At 72.0% G+C, this 24,183-nt stretch carries 21 protein-coding genes; 11 read left to right on the top strand and 10 right to left on the bottom strand.

Translation table 11 applies throughout. The features are described from left to right. Nucleotides 1-37 precede the first annotated feature (37 nt). From EAO75_RS39880 to EAO75_RS39870, 3 genes are read left to right on the top strand one after another with little or no spacing between them, the layout of a single operon-like run. A complete protein-coding gene (locus EAO75_RS39880) occupies nucleotides 38-1,615 on the top strand; it encodes a 4-coumarate--CoA ligase family protein (protein ID WP_147999932.1) in 1,578 nt (525 codons plus the stop codon). Then, a complete protein-coding gene (locus tag EAO75_RS39875; protein ID WP_147999931.1) occupies nucleotides 1,612-2,346 on the top strand; it encodes an enoyl-CoA hydratase family protein in 735 nt (244 codons plus the stop codon). Before EAO75_RS39880 ends, EAO75_RS39875 begins: the two co-directional genes overlap by 4 nt. Further along, a complete protein-coding gene (locus EAO75_RS39870; protein WP_147999930.1) occupies nucleotides 2,334-2,957 on the top strand; it encodes a TetR/AcrR family transcriptional regulator in 624 nt (207 codons plus the stop codon). The genes EAO75_RS39875 and EAO75_RS39870 overlap by 13 nt, the downstream gene beginning before the upstream one ends. Before the next feature lie 23 nt (nucleotides 2,958-2,980). On the opposite strand, the gene EAO75_RS39865 is transcribed toward EAO75_RS39870, so the two are convergent. Continuing rightward, on the bottom strand, nucleotides 2,981-4,420 hold the full coding sequence (locus EAO75_RS39865; RefSeq protein ID WP_147999929.1) for a serine/threonine-protein kinase: 1,440 nt from the start codon (nucleotides 4,418-4,420) through the stop codon (nucleotides 2,981-2,983). A gap of 262 nt (nucleotides 4,421-4,682) precedes the next feature. Beyond that, the gene (locus EAO75_RS39860) at nucleotides 4,683-5,783 is read right to left on the bottom strand and encodes a citrate synthase 2 (protein ID WP_147999928.1); all 1,101 of its coding nucleotides are present in this window, start codon (nucleotides 5,781-5,783) and stop codon (nucleotides 4,683-4,685) included. Nucleotides 5,784-6,106: 323 nt separating this feature from the next. Between EAO75_RS39860 and pdxH the strand changes: the two genes are divergently transcribed. The 3 genes from pdxH to EAO75_RS39845 all read left to right on the top strand — a co-directional run bounded on the left by pdxH (nucleotide 6,107) and on the right by EAO75_RS39845 (nucleotide 9,141). After that, entirely contained in the window at nucleotides 6,107-6,796 is a 690-nt protein-coding gene (pdxH, locus tag EAO75_RS39855; protein WP_410092717.1) for a pyridoxamine 5'-phosphate oxidase, read from the top strand. A gap of 332 nt (nucleotides 6,797-7,128) precedes the next feature. After that, nucleotides 7,129-7,539 (top strand): RidA family protein, encoded by a 411-nt coding sequence (locus EAO75_RS39850; protein WP_147999927.1) that lies wholly within the window; start codon nucleotides 7,129-7,131, stop codon nucleotides 7,537-7,539. 156 nt (nucleotides 7,540-7,695) lie between these two features. Next, on the top strand, nucleotides 7,696-9,141 hold the full coding sequence (locus EAO75_RS39845; protein WP_147999926.1) for a PAS domain-containing protein: 1,446 nt from the start codon (nucleotides 7,696-7,698) through the stop codon (nucleotides 9,139-9,141). A gap of 10 nt (nucleotides 9,142-9,151) precedes the next feature. Here the strand turns inward: EAO75_RS39845 and EAO75_RS39840 are convergent, their stop codons facing one another. Continuing rightward, entirely contained in the window at nucleotides 9,152-9,907 is a 756-nt protein-coding gene (locus EAO75_RS39840) for an SIS domain-containing protein (protein ID WP_147999925.1), read from the bottom strand. A gap of 251 nt (nucleotides 9,908-10,158) precedes the next feature. Between EAO75_RS39840 and EAO75_RS39835 the strand changes: the two genes are divergently transcribed. Further along, on the top strand, nucleotides 10,159-10,851 hold the full coding sequence (locus EAO75_RS39835; protein ID WP_004000347.1) for a metal-dependent transcriptional regulator: 693 nt from the start codon (nucleotides 10,159-10,161) through the stop codon (nucleotides 10,849-10,851). A 686-nt stretch (nucleotides 10,852-11,537) separates the two neighbouring features. Beyond that, nucleotides 11,538-12,407: an alpha/beta fold hydrolase gene (locus EAO75_RS39830; protein WP_147999924.1), complete on the top strand. Its 870-nt coding sequence runs from the start codon at nucleotides 11,538-11,540 to the stop codon at nucleotides 12,405-12,407. 108 nt (nucleotides 12,408-12,515) lie between these two features. Here the strand turns inward: EAO75_RS39830 and EAO75_RS39825 are convergent, their stop codons facing one another. From EAO75_RS39825 to EAO75_RS39815, 3 genes are all read right to left on the bottom strand, one after another. After that, entirely contained in the window at nucleotides 12,516-14,108 is a 1,593-nt protein-coding gene (locus EAO75_RS39825; RefSeq protein WP_147999923.1) for a transporter, read from the bottom strand. Next, nucleotides 14,105-14,875, bottom strand: a complete 771-nt coding sequence (locus EAO75_RS39820; protein ID WP_147999922.1) for an ABC transporter ATP-binding protein — start codon at nucleotides 14,873-14,875, stop codon at nucleotides 14,105-14,107. Before EAO75_RS39820 ends, EAO75_RS39825 begins: the two co-directional genes overlap by 4 nt. A gap of 93 nt (nucleotides 14,876-14,968) precedes the next feature. Next, nucleotides 14,969-15,631: a bifunctional DNA primase/polymerase gene (locus EAO75_RS39815; RefSeq protein WP_147999921.1), complete on the bottom strand. Its 663-nt coding sequence runs from the start codon at nucleotides 15,629-15,631 to the stop codon at nucleotides 14,969-14,971. 317 nt (nucleotides 15,632-15,948) lie between these two features. On the opposite strand from EAO75_RS39815, the gene EAO75_RS39810 reads away from it, so the two are divergent. Further along, on the top strand, nucleotides 15,949-17,334 hold the full coding sequence (locus EAO75_RS39810; RefSeq protein ID WP_147999920.1) for a transcriptional regulator: 1,386 nt from the start codon (nucleotides 15,949-15,951) through the stop codon (nucleotides 17,332-17,334). A 705-nt stretch (nucleotides 17,335-18,039) separates the two neighbouring features. Here EAO75_RS39810 and EAO75_RS48370 read toward each other — a convergent pair. Beyond that, entirely contained in the window at nucleotides 18,040-18,174 is a 135-nt protein-coding gene (locus EAO75_RS48370; RefSeq protein ID WP_315987676.1) for a hypothetical protein, read from the bottom strand. A gap of 122 nt (nucleotides 18,175-18,296) precedes the next feature. Continuing rightward, nucleotides 18,297-20,081, bottom strand: a complete 1,785-nt coding sequence (locus EAO75_RS48365) for an ABC transporter substrate-binding protein (protein ID WP_315987685.1) — start codon at nucleotides 20,079-20,081, stop codon at nucleotides 18,297-18,299. Between the two features lie 333 nt (nucleotides 20,082-20,414). Between EAO75_RS48365 and EAO75_RS39800 the strand changes: the two genes are divergently transcribed. Together EAO75_RS39800 and purU are read left to right on the top strand one after the other, a co-directional pair. After that, the gene (locus tag EAO75_RS39800; RefSeq protein WP_147999918.1) at nucleotides 20,415-20,915 is read left to right on the top strand and encodes an SCO4402 family protein; all 501 of its coding nucleotides are present in this window, start codon (nucleotides 20,415-20,417) and stop codon (nucleotides 20,913-20,915) included. 82 nt (nucleotides 20,916-20,997) lie between these two features. Then, nucleotides 20,998-21,879, top strand: coding sequence for a formyltetrahydrofolate deformylase (gene purU, locus EAO75_RS39795; protein ID WP_147999917.1), 882 nt, complete (start codon nucleotides 20,998-21,000; stop codon nucleotides 21,877-21,879). 54 nt (nucleotides 21,880-21,933) lie between these two features. Here purU and EAO75_RS39790 read toward each other — a convergent pair whose 3' ends face one another. Both EAO75_RS39790 and EAO75_RS39785 read right to left on the bottom strand, forming a co-directional pair. Continuing rightward, nucleotides 21,934-23,406 (bottom strand): zf-HC2 domain-containing protein, encoded by a 1,473-nt coding sequence (locus EAO75_RS39790; protein WP_147999916.1) that lies wholly within the window; start codon nucleotides 23,404-23,406, stop codon nucleotides 21,934-21,936. Beyond that, complete coding sequence (locus tag EAO75_RS39785) at nucleotides 23,403-23,987, bottom strand: sigma-70 family RNA polymerase sigma factor (protein ID WP_147999915.1); 585 nt, start codon at nucleotides 23,985-23,987, stop codon at nucleotides 23,403-23,405. The genes EAO75_RS39790 and EAO75_RS39785 overlap by 4 nt, the downstream gene beginning before the upstream one ends. Nucleotides 23,988-24,183 lie beyond the last annotated feature (196 nt).

The raw sequence follows: 24,183 nt of genomic DNA, 5'->3' as shown, positions 1-24,183 counted from the left end.
CCGGCGGCCTGTCGGCACCGTGTCGCGAGGAGGAACCGTGTTCCGCAGCGAGTACGCAGACGTCCCGGCCGTAGAACTCCCCATCCACGAGGCAGTGCTGGGCCGGGCCGCCGAGTTCGGGGACGCACCCGCGCTCGTCGACGGCACGGACGGCACCACCCTCACCTACGAACAGCTCGACCGCTTCCACCGGCGCATAGCCGCCGGCCTCGCCGAGGCGGGCGTGCGCAAGGGCGACATCCTCGCCCTGCACAGCCCCAACACGGTCGCCTTCCCCACGGCGTTCTACGCCGCCACGCGCGCGGGTGCCTCCGTCACCACCGTGCACCCGCTCGCCACGCCCGAGGAGTTCGCCAAGCAGCTGAAGGACTCGGGGGCGCGCTGGATCGTCACCGTCTCGCCGCTGCTGCAGAGCGCACGCCGGGCCGCGGAACTCGCGGGCGGCGTGCGGGAGATCTTCGTGTGCGACAGCGCGCCGGGGCACCGCTCGCTCATCGACATGCTGGCCTCCGCGGCCCCCGAGCCACAGGTCGCCATCGACCCCGTGACGGACGTCGCGGCGCTGCCGTACTCCTCCGGCACCACCGGCATTCCCAAAGGCGTGATGCTCACCCACCGCCAGATCGCCACCAACCTCGCCCAGCTCGAACCCGCGGTGTCGGCGGGCCCCGGCGACCGCATCCTCGCCGTGCTGCCGTTCTTCCACATCTACGGCCTGACCGCCCTGATGAACGCGCCCCTGAGGGTGGGCGCCACGGTCGTCGTCCTGCCCCGCTTCGACCTGGAGACCTTCCTCGCCGCCATCCAGAACCACCGCATCACCGGCCTGTACGTGGCCCCGCCGATCGTGCTGGCCCTCGCCAAGCACCCGCTGGTCGCGCAGTACGACCTGTCGTCGCTGAAGTACATCATCAGCGCCGCGGCGCCCCTGGACGCACAGCTCGCGGCCGCCTGCTCGCAGCGCCTGGGCCTGCCGCCGGTCGGCCAGGCGTACGGCATGACGGAACTGTCCCCCGGCACCCATGTCGTCCCGCTCGCCGCGATGGACGACGCGCCCGCCGGAACCGTCGGCAGGCTCATAGCCGGCACCGAGATGCGCATCGTCTCCCTCGACGACCCCGACAAGGACCTCGGCGTCGGCGAGTCCGGCGAGATCCTCATCCGCGGCCCCCAGGTCATGAAGGGCTACCTCGGCCGCCCCGACGCCACCGCCGCGATGATCGACACCGAAGGCTGGCTGCACACCGGTGACGTGGGACATGTGGACGCCGCCGGCTGGCTGTTCGTCGTGGACCGCGTCAAGGAGCTCATCAAGTACAAGGGCTTCCAGGTGGCCCCCGCCGAACTGGAGGCACTCCTGCTCACCCACCCCGGAATCGCGGACGCGGCTGTGGTCGGCGCCTACAACGACGACGGAAACGAGGTGCCGCACGCCTATGTGGTCCGCCAACAGTCCGCGACCGACCTCTCCGAAGGAGAGGTCATGATGTACGTCGCCGAACGCGTCGCCCCCTACAAGCGGGTCCGCCAGGTCACTTTCATCGACGGCGTCCCCCGGGCCGCCTCCGGCAAGATCCTGCGCCGCGAACTGCGCGCGCCCAAGGAGAGCACATGACGCTGATCGGCCGCACGCGCACGCGTGCCGTCCAAACCCTCAGCCTCGACTCCCCGGACACCCGCAACGCGCTCTCCGCGTCGCTGGTGGGCGAGCTGGCCGACGCGCTGACGGACTGCGCCAAGGACGCCGACGTACGCGCCGTCGTCCTCACCCACACCGGCAACACCTTCTGCGCGGGCGCCGACCTGCGCGACCCGCCGCACCCGGACGGCCTGGTGGCGCTGCTCCGGCAGATCGTGGAGCTCCCCAAACCCGTCGTCGCCCGTGTCACCGGCCACGTACGCGCGGGCGGCCTCGGCCTGCTCACGGCCTGCGACATCGCGGCGGCCTCCCATGAGGCGACCTTCGCCTTCACGGAGGTCCGCATCGGGGTGGCCCCCGCGGTGATCTCCCTGCCGATCATCCCCCGCACCGACCCCCGCGCCCTCGCCCGCTACTACCTCACCGGCGAACGCTTCACCGCGCCCGAGGCGGCCCGCATCGGCCTGCTGACGGCGCAGGGCGAGGACGTGGACGCCGTACTGGAACCCGTCCTGGACGGCCTGCGCAGGGCGGCCCCCGCCGCCCTGGCCGAGACGAAGGCGCTGCTCACGGCTAAGGTGCTGGAAACCTTCGACCAGGACGCGGCCGACCTGACCGCGCTCTCGGCCCGGCTGTTCTCCTGCGCCGACGCTCGCGAGGGGATGACAGCCTTCCTCGAACGACGGGATGCGGAATGGGTGGTGTGAGCACAGTCGGCGACCGTGCGGACCGAGTGGACCGCGTGCCCAAGCAGGACCGCAGCCGCGCCACCCGCCAGCGCCTCCTGGAAGCCGCCGTGGCCTGCCTCGCCGAACACGGCTGGGCGGGCTCCACGGTCTCCGTCGTCGCCGAACGCGCCGGCGTCTCCCGAGGCGCGGCCCAGCACCACTTCCCGACCCGCGAGGATCTCTTCACCGCGGCGGTCGAGTACGTCGCCGAGGAACGCTCGACGGCCCTGCGCGCCCTGTTCCCCGAGGGCGCGGCGGGCGACCGCCGGGCCGTCGTGTCCGCCCTGGTCGACCTGTACACCGGCCCGCTGTTCCGCGCGGCCCTGCACCTGTGGGTGGCCGCCTCGAACGAGGACCAGCTCGGCCCCCGGGTCACGGAACTGGAGGCCCGGGTCGGCCGGGAGACGCACCGGATAGCCGTCGACCTGCTGGGCGTCGACGAGTCCCGCCCCGGCGCCCGCGAAACCGTCCAGGGTGTGCTGGACATGGCCCGTGGCCTGGGCCTCGCCAACCTCCTCACCGACGACGCGGGCCGCCGGGAACGCGTCGTGGCGCAGTGGGGGCGGCTGCTGGACGAGGCGCTGGGCTGACGGCTCCGTCAGTCGCTCTCGTCTCAGTCGTCATCGTCACTCCCGTCGTCGTCGCCGTCGTCCTGCCGCGTCTCGCGCTGCTGCTTCTGCCGCTCCCGCTGCGCCTGCTCGCGCCTCTCGCGTTCCCGCTCCCCGTCGTCCCGCGCCGTGCGATCGGCGGTCGTCTCCGTCGCCGGGCCCGGCGAGGTGATCGGCGACGGAGACGAGTCCAGGGAGGACACGGAGGCGGAGGCGGTCGGGCTGGGCGCGGTGTCGGACTTCGTCCTCTCCGCGGACGCGTTGTCGGGGGAGAACCACAGCATGCCGAGCAGCATCGCGGCCACGAAGAGCGCCGCCGCGGCGACCGTGACCAGCACCTGCCGTGTGCCGGCCCGGGGACGAGAGCGGGGCCGGGACCTGGAGCGGGACCCGGAGCTCGGCGAGCGGGTGTGGGACCGCGAGCCCGGCGAGTGAGTGCGGGACCGTGAGCCCGATGAGTGGGTGCGGGCCCGGGAGTGGGCGCGGCCCGGTCCGCCCAGGGGCGACGGGGAGCCCTGGGCCGACGGCAGCGCGTAGGTGGTCGGGTTGCTGGTCCCGCCCGTCCGGTCGGGGCCGGCGGCGGCCGTCGACGGGCGGGACGGCGTCGTCGCGTCGGGGAGCGGTTCTGCCCGGCCCTGCCAGGCGCCCTCGGCGAACCAGTCGGCGGCCTGCTGGGCGGCGGGCCGGTGCTCGGGCTCCTTAGCGAGCAGGCCGAGGAGGTAGTTCTCGAAGGCCGGCGGCAGGCCGGCCACGCCCAGGTCGCGGGGCGGTACGGGGGCGGCGTCCAGGTGCTGGTGGAGGATCGCGACGGCGGTGTCGGCGTGGAACGGCGGGCGCCCGGTGAGGAGCTGGTAGAGCACGCAGCCCAGTGCGTAGACGTCGGAGGGCGGGCCGGCCGGCTGACCCAGGGCCCGCTCGGGCGCGAGGTAGAGGCTCGTGCCGACGATCTGCCCGGTGGCCGTGAGCGCCGCGCCGGGGTCGTCCATGAAGCGGGCGATCCCGAAGTCACCGATCTTGAGGGTGCCGTCGGCGTCCAGCAGCAGGTTGCCGGGCTTGATGTCGCGGTGGACGATGCCCTGCCGGTGTGCGGCGGCGAGTCCCGCGGCTGCCTGGGCGGCCATCCGGGCCACGCGCTCGGCGGGCTGCGCGCCGGAGTGGGTCAGGAGCCGGGCGAGGCTGTCGCCCTCGACGAGCTCCATGACCAGGAAGAGCCGGTTCTCGTACGCGCCGAAGTCCCGTACCCCCACCACGTTCGGATGGTCGATCCGCGCGGCGGTCTGCGCCTCCAGACGGAACCGGGACGTGGCGGTGGGGTCGGAGTCCTGGGGCAGCAGGAGCTTGACGGCCACGTGCCGGGCGAGGCTCTCGTCGTAGGCCCGCCAGACCTCCCCCATCCCACCGCGCCCGATCGACTCGCCCAGCCGGTAGCGGCCCGCTATCAGCACCTGTTCCCCATCCCCATGCCGTAAGAGGTCTTGATCGCCGCAGGCCGTAACTCACCACGTAGGGACGGGTGATGGTGGGATGCCGCAGCCGCCCCAGCATACTGGCGGAGCGGATCAGTGACGGTCCGTATGCGATCTTGAGAGGCATGGTTCGCGCGGGCCCGTGGGCCGCCGGCGCGTGGCGCCGGGCGGCATCACGCGGGGCGGAATCGGCCCCGCGTGACGTCCGGCCCGCCGGAGGGGTGCGGGCGCCTGCGGGGGCTCAGCGCGCGATGTCGGCGTAGCCCTCGATCTCGCGCGGGTCGCGCGTGCCCGGGCCCACATAGCGTGCGGAGGGGCGCACGAGGCGGCCGGTGCGCTTCTGCTCCAGGATGTGCGCCGACCAGCCCGCCGTACGGGCACACGTGAACATCGACGTGAACATGTGCGCCGGGACCTCCGCGAAGTCCAGGACGATGGCGGCCCAGAACTCCACGTTCGTGGCCAGGACCCGGTCGGGACGGCGGGCGTGCAGCTCCGCCAGGGCCGCCTTCTCCAGAGCCTCGGCGACCTCGAAGCGGGGCGCGCCGAGCTCCCGGGCGGTGCGGCGCAGGACGCGGGCGCGCGGGTCCTCGGCGCGGTAGACGCGGTGGCCGAAGCCCATGAGGCGTTCGCCGTTGTCGAGGGTCTGCTTCACATACGCCTCGGCGTCGCCGGTGCGCTCGATCTCCTCGATCATGTGCAGCACGCGGGAGGGCGCGCCGCCGTGCAGCGGACCGGACATGGCCCCTACGGCGCCGGAGAGCGCCGCGGCCACATCGGCGCCGGTGGAGGCGATGACGCGGGCCGTGAAGGTGGACGCGTTCATGCCGTGCTCGGCGGCGGACGTCCAGTAGGCGTCCACGGCGGCCACGTGCTTGGGGTCGGGCTCGCCGCGCCAGCGGATCATGAAGCGCTCGACGACGGACTGGGCCTTGTCGATCTCGCCCTGCGGGACCATCGGCAGGCCCTGCCCGCGCGCGGACTGAGCGACGTAGGACAGGGCCATGACGGCGGCCCGGGCCAGGTCCTCGCGGGCCTGCTCCTCGTCGARGTCCAGGAGGGGTTTCAGGCCCCACACGGGGGCGAGCATGGCGAGCGCGGACTGGACGTCGACGCGGATGTCGCCGGAGTGCACGGGAATCGGGAAGGGCTCGGCGGCCGGCAGTCCGGGCCGGAAGGCACCGTCGACGAGCAGCCCCCAGACGTTGCCGAACGAGACGTGGCCGACCAGGTCCTCGATGTCGACGCCTCGGTATCGGAGGGCGCCGCCCTCCTTGTCCGGTTCGGCGATCTCCGTCTCGAACGCGACGACTCCTTCGAGCCCGGGTACGAAGTCGGACATCAGGCGGCTCCTCGTGATGTGTGCGACGGATGGGGTTGTGGGTGGAACGACCACATGACAGTCGGCGGAGACGGCGCACACCCGGGTGGATCCACGGTCACGGGCTCGGATTCCGGGCGTGCGGGACTCCGGGCCTCTGCGGACTCGCGGTCCGGGGCGTACCCCTGTGATGCCCCGTGCGGCTGGCGGTCATCCAACCGGAACGGCATCGAAACGATAACCCTGAGTGCCACCATTGGGGAGCCCTTGCGGCACTGAGTGCCATGTAGTGACGAAGGACACCGTGCCCGACAGTGCTCGTTCGGATACGGCAAGATGACCGCGTGACCGACCCAGACGCCGTCGCCTTCGATCCCGCCGAGCCCGTCCCCGATCCCGCCGCGATGCGCAAGCACTACCGGGCCGAGGGGCTCGCCGAGGCCGGTCTGGCCGCCACTCCGGTGGCCCAGTTCGCGCGCTGGTTCAAGCAGGCCGCGGCCGAGGCCCACCTCTTCGAGCCGAACGCGATGATCGTCTCCACCGCGGACGCCGAGGGGCGGCCCAGCTCACGCACGGTGCTGCTGAAGCAGTTCGACGAGCAGGGCTTCGTCTTCTTCACCAACTACGGCTCCCACAAGGGCCGCGACCTCGCCGGGAACCCGTACGTCTGCCTGCTCTTCCCCTGGCACCCGATGGCCCGCCAGGTCATCGTCACGGGGGTGGCGCGGCGCACCGGGCGCGACGAGACGGCCGCCTACTTCCGGACCCGCCCGCACGGCTCCCAGCTCGGCGCCTGGGCCAGCGCCCAGTCGTCGGTCATCGCCTCGCGCGCGGAGCTGGACGCCTCGTACGCCGAGCTGGCCGCGCGCTATCCCGAGGGGGAGCAGGTGCCGGTGCCGCCGGACTGGGGCGGCTTCCGGGTGGCCCCGCAGACGGTGGAGTTCTGGCAGGGGCGCGAGAACCGGCTGCACGACCGGCTGCGGTATGTGGTGGAGCAGGACGGGGGCTGGCGCGTGGAGCGGCTCAGTCCGTGAGCCGGGCCGCTGCGCGGGTCCGTATACGCAGACGACCCGCGAGTTCGGGTCCCTGCGCCAGTGGCGGGGGAGCCGGCCGGACGTGCCGGCGAACTCGCGGGTCGGGTGACTGCTGGGATTGGGCCGGCTGCATGCGTCTTTCACATGCTGGTCCGGCACCGCACTGGGTGGGGTGACGGGCCGCTAGCCCGCAGCCACCTCACGCGTCCGGTATTCATACATCTGCCGAACCACCTCCCTTCTCGTGTGCACCACACATTAGGAACCGGCTCGCCTCCGATCAACCGCTTTTTCCGTGGACCTGTCGGCGCCGCTCCTCTAGCGTTCCGTGCATGACAAACCAGCAGGTGGGGCGGCGGGCGATCCTCAGTGGCTCGACCTTCGAGGAACAGATCGGGTACGCGCGTGCCGTGGTCGACGGGGACTGGGTGCACGTGTCGGGCACGACCGGGTTCGACTACGCGACCATGACCATCTCCGAGGACGTGGTGGAGCAGGCCGAGCAGTGTCTGCGGAACGTGGGGGCCGCGCTCCAGGAGGCGGGGTGTTCGTTCGCCGACGTGGTCCGCGTGCGGTACCTGCTGCCCGAACGGGAGGACTTCGAGCCGTGCTGGCCCGTCCTGCGGCAGCACTTCGGGGACGTGCGACCGGCGGCGACGATGATGGTGTGCGGGCTGGCCGACCCTCGTATGAAGTTCGAGATCGAGGTCTACGCGCGCAAGGGAAGCGGATCTCATGCCTGATCTTTCGCATCGCGCCGGTGACCGCACAGCGGCTCGTACAACGATTCCTTCAATCTTGGGGAACTCGGTGTGTGCTGGGTCACGTTCCAGTTAGATGATTGCGAGTGAGCGAACCGACGCGTCGTACGTGCGGACGCAGCTTGGCAGGGGGTCCAGGTGAGTGCTTCCCGGCGTAGTGGGACCACCGACGAGCTGGGGCCGGACGAACCCGAGCGGGACGGTCCGGACGGTTTGTCGGGTGGTTCGGAGGGTTCGGCAGGCGGGTCCGATCTGCTGGCCGCGCTGCTGGACGGGATGGACGCTGCCCTGTGCGCCTTCGACGGGGACGGCGTCGTCACCCATTGGAACCGCGAGGCGGAGCGGATCCTCGGATGGACCGCGGCCGAGGCCGTGGGCCGGCACGGGTTCGCCGGGTGGGCGGTGCGCGAGGCCGACGCCGAGGAGGTCGAGGGGCGGCTGATGTCCGCCATGCACGCTCCCGGACGTCAGGTGAACGAGTTCGCCCTGCTGACGAAGGACGGCGGGCGGGTTCTCGTACGGACCCAGTCGGCGGCGGTGCGCGGACCGGACGGGAAGCCCGCCGGGGTGTACTGCGCGTTCAGCGAGGTGCACGCGCAGATCGATCTGGAGCGGTCGATAGCGCTCAGCGAGGCGCTGTTCGAGGACGCTTCGTGGGGTGTCGTGCTGGTCGACGCGGATCTGCGACCGGCCGTTGTGAACGCTCACGCGGCCCGGGCGCTGGGTATCGGGCGTACGTCGGTGCTGGGGCGGCCACTGGGCGAGCTGCTCGCACAGGGGGTCGAGGAGCTGGAGAGCGCGCTCACCCATGTGCTGGCCGAGGGCGCGCCGCCCGCGCCCGCCGAGATCTGGGTGAGTGTGCGCACGCCGGACGGCGAGCGGCGCCGCTGCTGGCGGTGCGGCTTCGTACGGCTGGCCTCGCCGCTCGCGGAGGAGCCCGTGCCGTTGGGCGTGGGCTGGCTCTTCCAGGATGTGACCGAGGCCAAGCAGGCCGAGCAGGAGGCGGCGCTGCTGCGGTTCCGGGCCAATCAGCTGCACCGCGCCGCGCGGGCCGCCGCCGAGTGCGAGGACCCCGCGGAGGCGGCGACGGTGCATCTGGACTTCGCGCTGGCCGGGTTCGCAGATCACGCGCTGATCGACCGGGTCGCGGGCGGGCCGGTGGCCGATCAGACGGCGGCGGGCGGGGAGGCCGCGGATCCTGTACGGCTCGTCCGGGCCGCCGTGACGCCCTCCGGGGCGCCGGGTCCGAGCCGGCTCGGTGGGGAGGCCGGCCTGCCCGTGCGGTACGCGGAGGGGCACCCGGCGTTGAGTTGCGTGGCGCGGGCCGGGTCGGTGCGCGCCGACGCGGGGAACCTGTCGGCGGAGCGGGCGCGCGAGTGGGCCGTGGCACGGCAGTGGCCGGCGGACGCGGTGCACGTGCTGTGCGCGGTGCTGCGCAGCCGGGGGCGGACACTGGGCGTCGTGACGTTCCTGCGCGGGTCCGGGCGGACCGCGTTCGGGCGCGGCGACGCGGTGTACGCGGAGGACGTGGCGGTACGGATCGCTTCCGCGCTGGATCTGGCGGGGGCCGTGGAGCGGGACTGAGGACGCGGGCCTAGTGCCGGTAGAAGATCCGGTCGCTGTACTGCTCGAACACCCTGCCGTTCCAGTCGAGGCCGCCGTCGACGTTGCCCGAGCGCAGGAGCGGGGGCTCGATGCCGCGGGCGGCCAGGGAGGCGGCCGCTGTGGCCATGACGGCCTGCAGGAGGGCCGTGGTCACGACCGTGGACGCCGGCGCGAAGGGGGCCGGGATCGTGTCGAGGGTGAGTTCCGCGTCGCCGATCGCGATCTTCGAGTCGAGGACGATGTCGCAGTGGTCCTTGAGGTAGCTGCCGGAGACATGGCGGGACTGCGTCTGCGAGGCGTACGCCACCGATGTCACGCCGATGACCCTGACGCCGAGGGAGCGGGCTTTCATGGCCATCTCGACGGGGAGGGCGTTGCGGCCGGAGAGGGAGATGATCACCAGGGCGTCGCCGGCGCGCAGGGGTGAGCTGTCCAGGACCGCGCTCGCGAGACCGTCGACGCGTTCGAGGGCGGAGCCGAGGGTGGCGGGCATGACGTCGACGCCCACGACACCGGGGACCACGAGCAGGTTCATCAGGGCGAGGCCGCCCGCGCGGTAGACGATGTCCTGGGCGGCCAGCGAGGAGTGACCGGCGCCGAAGGCGAAGAGCCGGCCGTCGGCGGCGACCGTGTCGGCGAGCAGGGTGCCGGCTGCCTCGATGTTCCCGGTCTCTTCGGCACGGACCCGCTGGAGCAGGCCGATCGCGGCGTCGAAGAACGTGTCGGCCGGCGTGCTGTCGCTCATGCGGGGCCCTCCGGGGTGGCGGGTGCGGGTGTGTTGCGGATCACCGTGCGGTCTGGACCAGTGCGGTGTCAATACGGTGTGTATGCCTTTGACGCCTGTGCGGGGTCGCCGTGCCGGACAACCCCTTGGTTTCAACGGCTCGGCACGGTTGTCAGTGGTATCCGGCAGAATTGACTGCAGGGCCAGCGCACGCGCCGTGGAGCTGTCTCGCTTCCGGCTGAGCTAATCGCAGAGCTAATCGAGGGGCACGTATGTCCGGACTGATCGACACCACGGAGATGTATCTCCGCACCATCCTCGAGCTGGAGGAGGAAGGTGTGGTCCCCATGCGCGCCCGGATCGCCGAGCGGCTGGACCAGAGCGGACCGACCGTGAGCCAGACGGTGGCGCGGATGGAGCGTGACGGGCTGGTGTCCGTGGCGTCCGACCGTCATCTGGAGCTCACGGACGAGGGGCGGCGGCTGGCCACCCGCGTCATGCGCAAGCACCGCCTCGCCGAATGCCTGCTCGTCGACGTGATCGGGCTGGAGTGGGAGCAGGTGCACGCCGAGGCGTGTCGCTGGGAGCACGTGATGAGCGAGGCCGTGGAGCGGCGGGTCCTGGAGCTGCTGCGCCACCCGACCGAGTCGCCGTACGGCAACCCGATCCCCGGCCTGGAGGAGCTCGGCGAGAAGGACGGCGCCGATCCCTTCCTGGACGAGGGCATGGTCTCGCTGGCGGACCTCGACCCGGGTGTCGAGGGCAAGACGGTCGTCGTGCGCCGGATCGGTGAGCCGATCCAGACCGACGCCCAGCTGATGTACACGCTGCGCCGTGCGGGCGTGCAGCCCGGCTCGGTGGTGAGCGTGACCGAGTCCGCGGGTGGTGTGCTGGTGGGCAGCGGTGGTGAGGCGGCCGAGCTGGAGGCGGATGTCGCCTCGCATGTGTTCGTCGCCAAGCGCTGAGCCGAGCCGGCTGTCCATCCCGAGTTTCTCTCCCGTGTAATTCCCGGTAAGGGAGCGGGAGTTGTGGCGACCCGTCGATCTTTTGCATTCCAAGATTCAGTGCGCGGAATCACAGCGCCCGGCGGATTCGCGTGCGAGGCTGTCGCGTGAGGCATATGACCTGAGGGCTCTTGGTCGTGACCGACAGTGATGCGTCCGGCCGGGGAGGGGGGCGCGAGGATGTGCCGGAAACGTGGAGAGGGCCCCGGCGCCGTGCGGCGCCGGGGCCTGTCCTCCCCTGTGCTGACCCGGAGCCCCGAGCTCCCAGGGTCATCCCCTTCGGACCGGGTTCCCCGATCGGTCCGCCTCCCGGTGAAGGTCTCCCCTCGACGGTGGCGATCAATCCTGGAAGGGGGTCACTCGAATGAGGGGTGTTGCCCGCACGGCCCGATTTTTCGAATAGGGGTTCGATAGTCTTGGGGTGACGGGTCACGCGGAACGTGCGCTTCAGGAGTGTGCGCATAAGATCACGTCAGACACACAGGACATGCACATCGCGGGCGAGGGCATCGACGACGCGTGCGGCGCAGATGGCGCGCGGTGCTCGCGTGGGCGACGGCGGATACGGCAGGCGCGGCAAGCAGGACGCTGATGACAGGACCGGCCGACTCGAGCGGTCCGAGCGGAGCTAGGGGGGTGCCAGACCAATGGCGCGACGCATCGACGTGACCGGGACCGGGGGCGTACGTCTCGCGGCCTGGGAGTTCGGCGACCCTCCCAAGACCGACGCTGCCACTGAACACGACGGCACGCTCGGCGTCCTGTTACTGCACGGCCTGATGGGCCGCGCCTCGCACTGGGCCTCCACCGCCCGCTGGCTCTCCGAGCGGCACCGCGCTGTCGCCCTGGACCAGCGTGGCCACGGCCGCAGCGAGAAGCCCGAGCAGGCCGCCTTCACCCGCGAGGCCTACGTCGACGACGCGGAGGCCGCCCTCGAACAGCTCGGCCTCGCCCCGGCCGTCCTCGTCGGTCACGCCATGGGCGCGCTGACCGCCTGGCAGCTGGCCGCCAAGCGACCCGATCTGGTGCACGGCGTGATCATTTGCGACATGCGGGCGTCGGCGCTGGGCGCGGCCTCGCAGCGGGAGTGGTCGGACTGGTTCAAGGCGTGGCCGGTGCCCTTCGCCACGCTCGCCGACGTACGCAAGTGGTTCGGGGAGGACGACCCATGGGTCGAGCGCCCCAATCGCGCGCGCGGCGAGTTCTACGCCGAGGTGATGCACGAGTGCGAGGACGGGTGGCGGCCGGTCTTCGAGCCCGACCAGATGCTGCGGTCCCGGGAGACGTGGGTGTTCGACGCGCACTGGGAGGAACTCGCGCAGGTTCAGTGTCCCGCGCTGGTCGTGCGCGGGCTGGACGGGGAGCTGGGGCGTGCCGAGGCTCAGGAGATGGTGCGGGTGCTTCCGCGCGGGGAGTACGCGGAGGTGGCCGACGCCGGGCATCTGGTGCACTACGACCAGCCGGAGGGCTGGCGCGCCGCTATCGAGCCGTTCCTGGACGGGGTGCGGACGGGATGACGCCGGGCGCCCGCTCGTCTGCCGGGTGGATCTGAGTCGGCGGCCGCGGGTTGTGCGGGGCCGCGCCCCGCAGGGAGATACACGGCCGCCCGCCGCACGAGGGGCCCGTCATCCCTTGCTCACCGCCATGAGGATCTCCGGAAGGCGGGCCGCCGTGCTCGGCGCCGCCAGCCGGAGGCCCAGCAGGGTGACCGCGGCCCCGTACGCCGCTCCGCCCGGCAGTAGCAGCCACGTCCAGGCGTCCCCGCCCTCGCTGACGTTCAGCCAGATCGTCAGCGCGATGACGGGGGCGCACAGCAGGGCGGCGGCGATCATGCCGCCGAAGATCGAGATCCAGGCCAGGCCCGACTGACCGGGGGCGACGTTCTTGTAGCCCTCCTGCGGGATGGAGTACGGGAAGCGGGCCGACGACCAGGCGCCGGTCGCCAGCATCGCGCCGAGGAGGGCGAGCGACAGACCCAGCACCTCGGGCAGCTTGTGCCAGGCACCGAGCAGCGCCGTCGTCAGGACGGTGACCAGGGCGGCGTACGGCAGGGTGATCAGCAGCAGCGCCAGAGCCCGGCCGCGCAGCTCGACGTAGGCGTCCCGGGGGGACGAGATCGTCATGGCGACCATCCAGAACGCGGACGTGTCCTGCCCGAACTGGTTGTACATCTGGATGCCGAGCATCCCGGCGGCGAAGCACGCGAAGTAGATCGAGCCGGTGCCCTGCAACGCGTTGAACAGCGGCACGATCAGGCCGATGGCGAGCGAGGTCACCCAGGCCGCCTTGGTCTTCGGGTCACGCCAGACGTAGCGCAGAGTGCGCTCCATGACGGTGCCGGTGCGGCCGGCCGGCAGGAGGCGGGCGAGGCCGGTCGGGGTGCGTTCCCGTACGGCCGACTCGGTGGCCGCCTGAAGCGTGGAGCCGTCCGGGGAGGTCATCAGCCGGGTCAGATGACGGGACCAGACGACGATCACGCCCAGCAACGCGCCCGCGCTCAGCGCGAGTTGGAGCAGCGCGATCCCGTACGCCCCGTCGCTGACCGACTTCACCGCCCCGATCGCGGACGCCGGTGGCACCCAGCGCAGCACGTCCCCTGCCGGATCGAGCTGGGCGAGGCCCGAGGAACCGAGCCTCTGCGCACCGAAGTTCACGACCTGCGCGCCGATCGCGATGACCAACCCGCTCAGCACCGCGAGGTCGCGGCCCTTGCGGCTGGTCAGCAGCCGGATGTTGGCGACGGCGACCGCCCGCGCGAGCGCCACGCACACCAACAGGGCCAGCACGACCGCGATGACGCCGACGACGTAGGCCGCACCGCCGTGCGCGAGCGCGATCACCGAACCGGTGAACAGGCACAGCGTGAACAGGGGGCCGATGCCGACCAGGGAGGCCGCGAGCAGTGCCCGGACCAGGGGGCGGGGGCGCAGCGGCAGCATCACCAGGCGCGTCGGGTCGAGGGTCTCGTCCCCGCCGGGGAAGAACAGCGGCATCACGGCCCAGCCGAGCGTGAGGACCGCGACCAGGATGACGACCACGGAGTCGGCGTGCGCGTTGCCGCGCAGCGTGATCAGGCCCAGGAGTTGCAGCGCGGCGAAGAGGAGGACCAGCACGGCCGAGGCGACGTAGGCGGCCCGGCGGCCGGCGGACTGCCGCAGTCCGTTCCTGAGCAGCGACAGCTTCAGCTGTACGAAGACCCCTGTCACGTCGGTGCTCATCGCGCCCCGCCGCCCAGCCAGTCGAGGTCGGAGGCGGTGTCGCGGCCGTTCGCGCCGACGAGTTCGAGGAACGCCTGCTGCAACGAGGGGGCCTCGCCGCGCACTTCGGTGAGGGGGCCGTGGGCCCGGATGCGCCCGGCGGCCATGACGGCGACCCAGTCGCACAGCGACTCGACGAGCTCCATGACGTGGGAGGAGAAGACGACGGTCGCGCCGGAGGCGGTGTAGCGCTCCAGGACGCCGCGGATGGTCTGCGCGGAGACGGGATCTACGCCCTCGAACGGCTCGTCCAGGAACAGCACTTCGGGATTGTGCAGGAGCGCGGCCGCGAGCCCGATCTTCTTGCGCATGCCGGTCGAGTAGTCGACGACCAGCTTGTGCTGGGCCCCCGCCAGATCGAGTATGTCGAGCAGCTGGGTGGCCCGCTTGTCGACCTCGGCCCCGGGGAGTCCGCGCAATCGCCCCGTGTACGCGAGCAGTTCCCGCCCGGAGAGCCGCTCGAAGAGCCGCAGCCCCTCGGGCAGCACCCCGATCCTGGCCTTGACCTCGACGGGGTCGCGCCAGACGTCGTGCCCGACGACCTCGACGGACCCGGCATCGGGCCGCAGCAGCCCGGTCACCATGGAGAGGGTGGTGGTCTTCCCGGCTCCGTTGGGCCCCACGAGTCCGATGAACTTCCCTGCGGGCAACTCCAGATCGATCCCAGCGACAGCAACCTGCTGCCCGAACCGCTTCCAGAGCCCACGTACACATACGGCCGACGTCATGGAGCCAACCTAAGAGGGACGCGGGGAACTGCGCGAGCAACCACACACAACCCGCAGACGCCGTCGATCAGCAACCAGGCAGTCGAGAAGGCGCTACCGGTCCCGCCCACACGCGTAGGCGAGCGGCGAGATCAACTCCTCCGCATCCGGCAGCCACCGATTCGCCGGCGTCGGCCGGCAGGCCCACTGCACGGCCCCACGGGACCCGAACCGGGTGGGCGGCCCGGCCACCCACGCGCCCTCACCCAGCGCCACCAGGTCCAGCGACCCGACCGACCACCCCAGCTTGCGCACCAGCTCGGGAACCTTCACCGACGCACCCGGCAGCACAAGGAAGTTCATCCGGCGATCCGGCGTCAACGTCACCGGCCCCAGCGACAGCTCCATCCGCTCCATACGGGCCAGCGCGAGGAACCCGGCCGTCTCCGGGACGGAGATCGCGTCGAAGGTGCGCCCCGTCGGCAGCAGGATCGACGCCGTGGGGTGCTTCTGCCACATCCGGCGGGCGACGGTCGCGCTTCCGGTCGCCTGCGTCGCCCAGTCGGGGCGCGCGGGGTGCGCGCCGGGCGCGGGGCAGGCGGCGTCGCCACAGGAGCAGTACTGCACGCCCTCGACGGCTTCCAACCAGGTCCCGGGGAACACGTCCCAGTGACGCTCCTCGGCATAGCGAACGGCGGTCTCCAGCAGCGTTTCGCCGCGCTGCTTCGGAATCTGTGCGGCTTCGGTGGCCGGGATCGTCTCTTCCACGCTGAACACAACTCCCGCACCCACCTCCGGTTACGGCCGTAGCGCGCGCGGGGGAGGAGCATTGATTCCTCATCTGGGGCGCATGGGTGCATGTGTGGGGGCGCGCGGGAGGATCCGTCGCCGGAGCTGGGTAGCCCACTGTGGGGTCGGCTTCCGCCTTTACCCCGGCAATCCTCGCAAGCCTCGCATTTTCGGTATGCCGACGGGGCATTGATCTTCACGGCCGGAACCTTGCGGTGCACAGCCAGTGCCCCCGAGCCGGATTCGGCGCTCGAAGAACGTCAACTCGGTGCGTGGGCAGGCACCGCAGCCACAGGGGGTACGCCATGGCCGCAAGGCCTCTCGTCGCGCGACAGCCGAACGAACGGCTGCAGGCGCTCATCCAGGAAGCGGGCTGCTCGAACGCCGGGCTGGCCCGCCGCGTCAACATGTGCGGTGCCGAGCACGGCCTCGATCTGCGCTACGACAAGACGTCCGTGGCCCGTTGGCTGCGCGGACAGCAGCCGCGGGGCCGGGCGCCCGCGATCATCGCCGAGGCGCTCGGCCGCAAACTGGGCCGTACCGTCACGATCGACGAGATCGGGATGGCCAACGGCAAGAATCTCGCGTCCGGTGTCGGTCTCCAGTTCTCGCCGACGGTACTGGGGGCCATCGAGCAGGTCTGCGAGCTGTGGCGCAGCGACGTCGGGCGGCGGGACTTCCTGTCCGGCTCGTCCGTCGCCGCGTCCGCGCTGGTCGAGCCCAGCCGCGACTGGCTGATCTCGTCCCCGGACTCGCAGGTGGCGCGCTCGGCGGGGCCGCGCGTGGGGCAGTCCGACGTGGCGGCCGTGCGCGCGATGACGCAGGCGCTCGTCGACCTTGACCACCAGTACGGCAGCGGGCATGTGCGCCCGGTCGTCGTGCACTACCTCAACAGCGTCGTCTCCGGGCTGCTGGCCGGCTCGTACCGGGAGGCGATCGGGCGGGAACTCTTCGCCGCCGTCGCGCGGTTGACCGAGCTCGCCGGGTACATGGCCGTCGACACCGGTCAGCCGGGGCTCGCCCAGCGTTACTACATCCAGGCGCTGCGGCTCGCGCAGGCCGCAGGGGACCGCGGGTACGGCGGGTATGTGCTGGCCGCCTCCATGAGCCACCTCGCCGCGCAGCTCGGCAACCCGCGGGAGATCGCGCAGCTGGCGCGGGCGGCGCAGGAAGGGGCGCGGGGGCGCGTGACTCCGCGCGCGGAGGCCATGTTCTACGCGGCCGAGGCGCGAGGGCATGCGCTGATGGGCGACGCGCGGGCCACCCAGCTGGCGTCCGGGCGGGCGGTGGGCGCGCTGGAGTCGGCGGACGCCGAGTCCGGGGACGACCCGGCGTGGATCAAGCACTTCGACGAGGCCTACCTCGCCGACGAGTTGGCGCACTGCCACCGTGATCTGGGTCAGGCCGAGGCGGCGGCGCGGTGCGCTGAGGAGTCGCTGGCCGGGCTTCCGGAGACGAAGGCGCGGCGCCGGGCCATCGGATATGTGTTGCTCGCCACAGCGCAGGTGCAGCAGCGCGAGGTCGAACAGGCCTGCCACACCGGACTGAAGGCCGTCGAGCTCCTGGAGACCCTGCGGTCCAACCGTGGCGCCGAGTATCTGGAGGACTTCCAGCAGCGACTGGAGCCGTTCCGGGACGAGCCCGTGGTCAGGGAGTTCGGGGCGCGATTGGACCTTCAGACGGCGGCGTGAAACCACGGGGTACCTGGGCGTGAACAGCAGGGAAATGAAGGCGTCGGCGGGGAAGGGGGGACGGATATAGGAGGAGGGGGACCGCAGTGTTAGCGCGGTCACAGGGGACCCGGTCAGGTCCCGGGCTGCGTGGCACCGCGCTCGGCGGAGCCGGTAGCGTGAGCCGACGATTCACAAGGTCCCCCATTAGTAGGAGTCCCGGTGACGCAGAGTGGACGGAGCGAGGAGCCCTCGGCGCGGCCCGCGCGCGAAGGCATCGTGCTGCCCTCCGACGGTGGTGAGCCGCTGCTGCCGGGCATGACGGGCGGGCAGGGCGGTCAGCCGACATCGGTCCCGGCCACGCCGCCGACCGCACCCCCGCCCTCGGCACCGCCGGGCGGCCAGGCCTGGGGCACCCCTTGGGGACCCGAGCAGAACGCGCCCGCGCAGCCCGCCGCACCGGGCCAGGCCTGGGGCGCGCAGCCCGGGCAGGCGTGGGGTGCGCAGGAGCAGCAGTACCAGCCGCCTCAGCAGGAGCAGCAGCACTACCAGCAGCCCCAGCAGGAGCAGTACCAGTCGCCGTCGCCGGCCCCGTGGGGCGCGGCGCCGGAGGGCGCCGGGGGCATCCCGTCCCAGCCGATGCCGCAGGACGGCGCGTTGTACGGCGGGGGCGCGCAGGGCTCGGCGGCCGGTGCGCCGTCGTACGGCCATGGCGCTCCGGCCGGCTCACCGATGCCGGCGCCGCAGCCGACGTACGGGCAGGGTGGTGCGCAGGCCGCGCCGCTGCCGCCCCAGGGGCAGCACGCGCAGGGCGGTGCCCTCCCGCCCGCCGGGGCCGACGCGTACGGCGCTCCCGGCCACGGTGTGGCCCTGCCACCCGCCGGTGGCTTCGGGGCCCCGTTGCCGCCCGCCGACGAAGGCGCCACTCAGTACATACCGCCGGTTCCCGCTGCCCCCATGGGCGCGGACGAACAGGCCACCCGTTACATACCGCCCGTCGCCGCGCCCGCGGCCGACGAGGGGGCGACGCAGTACATACCGCCGGTGGGACCGGGGGCGCTGCCGCCCGAGGTGTCCAGCGAGAGCACCCAGGTGCTGGGGCGGGCCCGACAGGCAGGCGGCGCCGGTCCGATGCCGCCCACCGCCGGGAGCGACGCCGACGCCACGCAGTACATCCCGCCCGTGACGGACCAGCCGGGCGGCGGACAGCGGCAGCCGCTCTCCGACTTCGACAACCTCTTCCGCAGCGAGCCCGCGGGCGCGGCTCCGGCCGGGGCGACCCAGCACCTGCCGCGCTTCCAGCAGCCCCAGCCGCAGCAGCAGAACCCGCACGAGCCTGCGTTCTTCCCGCCCGGCGGGCACGGCCGCAGCGATGACGACGACGGCCGGGGCGGCCGCGGCGGTCGTACGGGATCGCGGCTGCCGCTCATCGCCGCCGTCGGTGTCGGTATCGCCGTCCTCGGCATCGGCGCGGGCGCGCTGCTCGCCGGCGGGGGCGGGGACGACAAGAGCGACGACAACCGGCCCGTCGCCGCCACCGCCCCGGCGAACGAGGAGTCCTCCTCGCCCTCCGCCGACCCGGCCGAGCAGCAGGCGACCGCCCTGGACAAGCTGCTGGCCGACAGCGGTGACAGCCGTACCGCGGTGATCAACGCGGTCGGCGACGTGAAGTCCTGCGACAACCTCGGCAAGGCCGCCCAGGACCTGCGCGACGCCGCCCGGCAGCGCAACCAGCTGGTCACCGACCTGTCCAAGCTCACCGTCGACCAGCTCCCGAACCACGCCGAGCTGACCACCGCGCTGACCAAGGCATGGCAGGCGTCGGCGTACTGGAGGGTCGGCGTCAGGCCGCCCGTGGAGACCTTCAGGCCGCCGTTCAGGGCGCCCCGCACGGAGTCGGCGGTCACGTCGCCGTCGCCGAGCGACTCGACGACCCGCTTGAACACGGTGTACGCGATCCACGTGGTCTGCACTCCGGCGTCCGCGGGATCGATGCGGTTGTCGCCGAAGGCCTGCTCGCTGATGACCTTCTTCAACCCGTCCCAGCGCGGGTCGCTCGCGACGGGGTACCAGCCGGTGATGTACGACCCGTCGTACACCGTCCCCCCGCCGGTCGCGTTGATCACCGTCTGGTCGACGCTGCCGAGGACGGTGGCGGTGCGCACGCCGGGGTACTCGTCGCGGGCCCGCCGGAAGGAGTCCATGAAGGTGCTGGTGCGGTCGCCGAGGGCGGGCACCACGCAGCCCTGGTCGGAGGAGTCGGTGGTGGAGTAGTTCAGCGCCCGCTCCGACTGGCTGTCGTACGCGGTGGCGTCCTCGTCGGCCAGCTGGTCGTCGGAGGTCGAGTGTCCGCCCGCCCTGAGGCCGGAGTTGAGCAGCGGCGGCAGTTCGTCGCCCGCGATGGTGTCGGGCCGTACCAGCGCGACGGGTCCGCAGTCGCGGGCCAGCTCCTTGCCGAGGCCCGCCAGGAGGGTGGGCTGGCCGCCGTTGACGGGGTAGGAGAGCGGGCTGGTGAACTCGGCGTTGGTGACGCCGTAGCCGCCTATGTAGGGGATGCCCGCGCCCTCCAGGGAGGGCAGGAAGGTGTCGCCGTACTGGCTGTAGGAGCCGACGACCGCGACGACGTTCTCCTCGACCGCGCGGTCGGCGCACTTGGCCGCGGCCACGCTGTCGTTGTGGTCGTTGCAGGTGAGGACCTTCAGCTTGCGTCCGTCGATGCCGCCGTGGGCGTTGATCCAGCGGGCGTACGCCTGCGCGAAGGCCGGCATGCCGGGCTTGTTGGTCGCCTTGGTGCCGTCAGGGGCCCAGGTCATGACGGTGATGGTGTCGTCCCCGGAACCCCCCGTGGTACCGGGGATGACACCACATCCGACGGCGAGTGACGCACACGCCACCAGGGCTGCCGCCGAGCGAGCGGTGGCTCTGGCGGGCCGCTTGGTGATCACGGGGAGGAATGTGCTGCGCATGCGTGGCCTGCCGGTCATAGACCCGCACGATTCCGCCACACAACAAACCTGCGCGTGACCCTCGGTTATCGAGAGGTGACCAGAAGGTGAATTACGGGGGCGGGTGATGCGCGAATGAACAGGAACGTACGATCGGTGACCGTGCAAGGTTCGGATAGCTCTTCCCGTCGCGGCCGTCGCTCATCCACCATGGGCGGCATGCCACTCAACGACATGCCGTGGTGGCGCTGGCGCAGCAATGTGCGCTCCGCGCTGCACATGCTCTCCGACCCGGTGTTCCAGCGCGACGTCTGGCTCGCCGGTGTCGACGGATACGGGGACGTCACCGACGCCGTGTACCGCCTGGTCGAGGACACCTGGCTGGACAACTGGTCCGCCGAGAAGTACGTCGGCACGATATTCCGGGACTCGCAGGAGGCGGCGCTCGTCGACACCGCCGTGCTGCGGGTGCTGCGGATCATGCACCAGGTCGGCCCGGACGCGCCGGTCTCCGCGTACATGGAGAACCAGCAGTGGCCGGAGGCGGTGCGGGCGGCGCGGGACGCGCACGTCCGGATGGCCATGGCCGACGGCGACGAACCGGACGCTCCGCCGCGCACGCTCGAGGTGCTGCGGATCATGACGCGGTCCGCGTAGGGCGCCCTGCCGGGGCCGGGCGGCGGTCCGGGTTACGGGACGGCTGTCCGCCCGGGGCGCCGGATATGGGACCCTGTGCTGCATGAACGAGCAGTCCACCCGAGCCGCGGCCCCCGCCGAGCAGTACGTCCTCATCCTGTCGTGCCCGGACAAGCAGGGCATCGTGCACGCCGTGTCGAGCTACCTCTTCATGACCGGCTGCAACATCGAGGACAGCCAGCAGTTCGGCGACCACGACACGGGTCTGTTCTTCATGCGCGTCCACTTCTCGGCGGAGTCGCCGGTGACCCTGGACAAGCTGCGGGCGAGCTTCGCGGCGATCGGTGACTCCTTCCAGATGGAATGGCAGATCCACCGGGCCGAGGAGAAGATGCGCGTCCTGCTGATGGTCAGCAAGTTCGGGCACTGCCTGAACGACCTGTTGTTCCGCGCCAGGATCGGGGCGCTGCCGGTGGAGATCGCCGCCGTGGTGTCCAACCACACTGAATTCGCCGAGCTCGTGGGGTCGTACGACATCCCCTTCCACCACATCCCGGTGACCAGGGACAACAAGTCCGAGGCCGAGGCGCAGGTGCTGGAGATCGTGCGCGAGGAGGGCGTGGAGCTGGTCGTGCTGGCCCGCTACATGCAGGTCCTCTCGGACGACCTGTGCAAGCAGCTGAGCGGGCGGATCATCAACATCCACCACTCGTTCCTGCCGAGCTTCAAGGGTGCGAAGCCGTATCACCAGGCTCACGCCAGGGGCGTCAAGCTGATCGGGGCGACGGCGCACTACGTGACCGCCGACCTCGACGAAGGGCCGATCATCGAGCAGGAGGTCGAGCGGGTCGGGCACGACGTCACGCCGGACCAGCTGGTCGCGATCGGGCGGGACGTGGAGTGCCAGGCGCTGGCTCGGGCGGTCAAGTGGCATGCCGAGCGGCGGATTCTGCTGAACGGGCGGCGGACGGTTGTGTTCGCCTAGCAGCTCGGGTTCATCTGTTTGACGGCGGCTGCGGGGTGCGGTGGACGTACCTCGTTACATCCGGCTCAGGCTCGCCGCCGCGAACAGCACATCTCTGATCGCCTCCCGATCCCCCATCTGCCCCGCCGCGGCCTCCGCAGGAGACACATGGCCCGCGGCCAGCCGGCAGAACTCCGCACCGTCCAGCGCCACATGCGCCACCTCGTGCTCGGCGGAGCCAACGGCGGCCGGAGAGTCCAGCGGGATCAGCCACTCACCACCGCCCGACCCCTCGATCTCCAGGCGCAGGCTGCGGCCGGGCTCGCCGGCCGGCACCAGATGGCGGTGCGGGCTCGCCGACGGCGTCGCCAGCCCCGCGCGCCGCCGCGCGGCCAGCACCGTGGGGAGCATGCGGGCCGCCAGGTCGACCATGTGGTGCAGATCGCTGCCGGACGGCGCGTCGTACGGGTAGTCCACCGCGTCGGCGATGTCCTCGGCGTGCACCCAGCACTCGAAGGCGCGGTCCAGCATCGCGTCGTGCAGCGGCAGCTCGAAGTCGCCGTAGGGCACGGACAGTTTGCCGGTGGCGCCGCCCGTGAAGGACACGGTGCGGACCAGGTCGTGGGTCTGCTCCCGCCAGGGTGCGCGTACGGCGCGCGTCGGCGGGTAGTGCGAGGCCCGCCAGTAGGCCTCCGTGCGCGCGGACGGGGTCGGCCGGTCCACGGCCACGTCGCCCATCGGGTCCGCGAGGCCGAGCGCGACCGCCACCAGCCCGTCGACCGTCAGCAGATGTGCGATGACCCCGGCGACGGTCGTACGACGGCTCGTCGGCTCGTCTCCCCGGAACCACCGCAGCCGCACGGGCGCGTGCCATTCGGCGTCCCCGAAGTCCTGGAGCAGTGCGTCGAGCCGGGCCGTCTCGGCGTCGTACGGCGCCGCCCAGGCGGGCACCGGTATGCGCGGCGGGCGCCGCTCCAGCGCGCCCTGCAGGACGCGGGCGCGCAGGGACGGGTCGAGGTCGAGGGTCTCGGCGGGGTGCAGCAGGCCGACGGCCTCGCGCAGCCGCCGCGCCTCGTCCGCGCAGGAGCCGCAGTCGCCGAGGTGCTCCTCGACGGCCTCCGTCTCCTGCGGTGAGCAGGCGGCCAGCGCCCACGCCCCGAGGAGCGCTTTCAGGACGCGGTGGTCGAGGATCAGGGGAGCCGGGCGTGGGCTCTCTCCTGAGCGCTCGCCGCGGTCTGCGATCTCTGCCATGTCCGGCAGGTCGGGCAGCGGGCGCCCGGTGTCCTCGACGGAGGCGCGGGGGAGGGGTATGCGGGGCGGCTGGTCCGGGCCGGGCCTTGGGGCGGGATGCCGGTCGTCGCCGTTGCCGTTGCTCATGCCGTCGGCGCCGCGGGGTGTGTCCGCGGAGCCGTTCTCCCCCCGGTCGTGGCCGTGCCCCTCGCCGTGGGAGGAGTCGTCGTTCGGCTTGCCGTCCTGGTGTCCGGCGTGATCCCGGTCTCCCGGCCCCTCATGTTCGTCGTACGCCTCGAAGTGCCCGGCCTCGTTCACGCCGCACCTCCGTATCCCGGCGGTGCTCCCGGGGCGGCTGCGGCGTCATGGGCCGTGGACAGCAGCTGGAGGCCCAGGCGCAGCCGGCGGCGGGCCTCGTCCTCCGTGACGCCGAGGTCGGCGGCGGTCTGGCGGTAGTCGCGGCGCTGGAAGTAGGCCAGCTCCAGGGCGGCGCGCAGCGGTACGGGCATGGACTGGACGATGTAGTCGGCGCGGGCGGCGACCGAGGCGTGCCGCACCTTGCGCTCCAGCTCCTCCGTGGAGCCCTGGCCGGCCTGGGTGAGGGCGGCGGTCTCGGTGGCGCGCAGCCGCTGCACGGCGAGGCGGTGGGTCAGGGTGGCGACCCAGGAGCGCAGCGGGCCCTGCTTGGGGTCGTAGCTGTCCGGGTGCTCCCAGACATGGGCGAAGACGTCGCGGGTGATGCGGTCGGCGGCGCGCTCGTCGCCCAGCACGGTGTGGGCGAGGCCGTGCACGAGCGAGGCGAAGCGGTCGTAGAGCTCGCCGAGCGCGGCCGCCTCGCCGCGCGCCAGTCGCTGCTGCATCTTGCGGTCCCAGCGGGGCGGTGCGTCCTTTTTCGCCATAAGGCCCCCCTCACCGGTCCGTCCCGGTCCAGCGTGCGTGTGCCGTCACCCTGAATGTAGTCGGCACGGTCCGACGCGCACGCCCCTTTGTCGCAATGTGCGCCCCTTGCAGAGCCATGGCTGGTGACGCACCTCGCACTCGTGATAGAGGGCCTCCCGCACGCGTGACGGGAGGCTTCGCATCGCTCGGCTACCC

Source organism: Streptomyces sp. UW30 (assembly GCF_008042075.1).
Lineage (GTDB): Bacteria > Actinomycetota > Actinomycetes > Streptomycetales > Streptomycetaceae > Streptomyces.
This window is presented reverse-complemented; position numbering and strand designations above follow the sequence as displayed.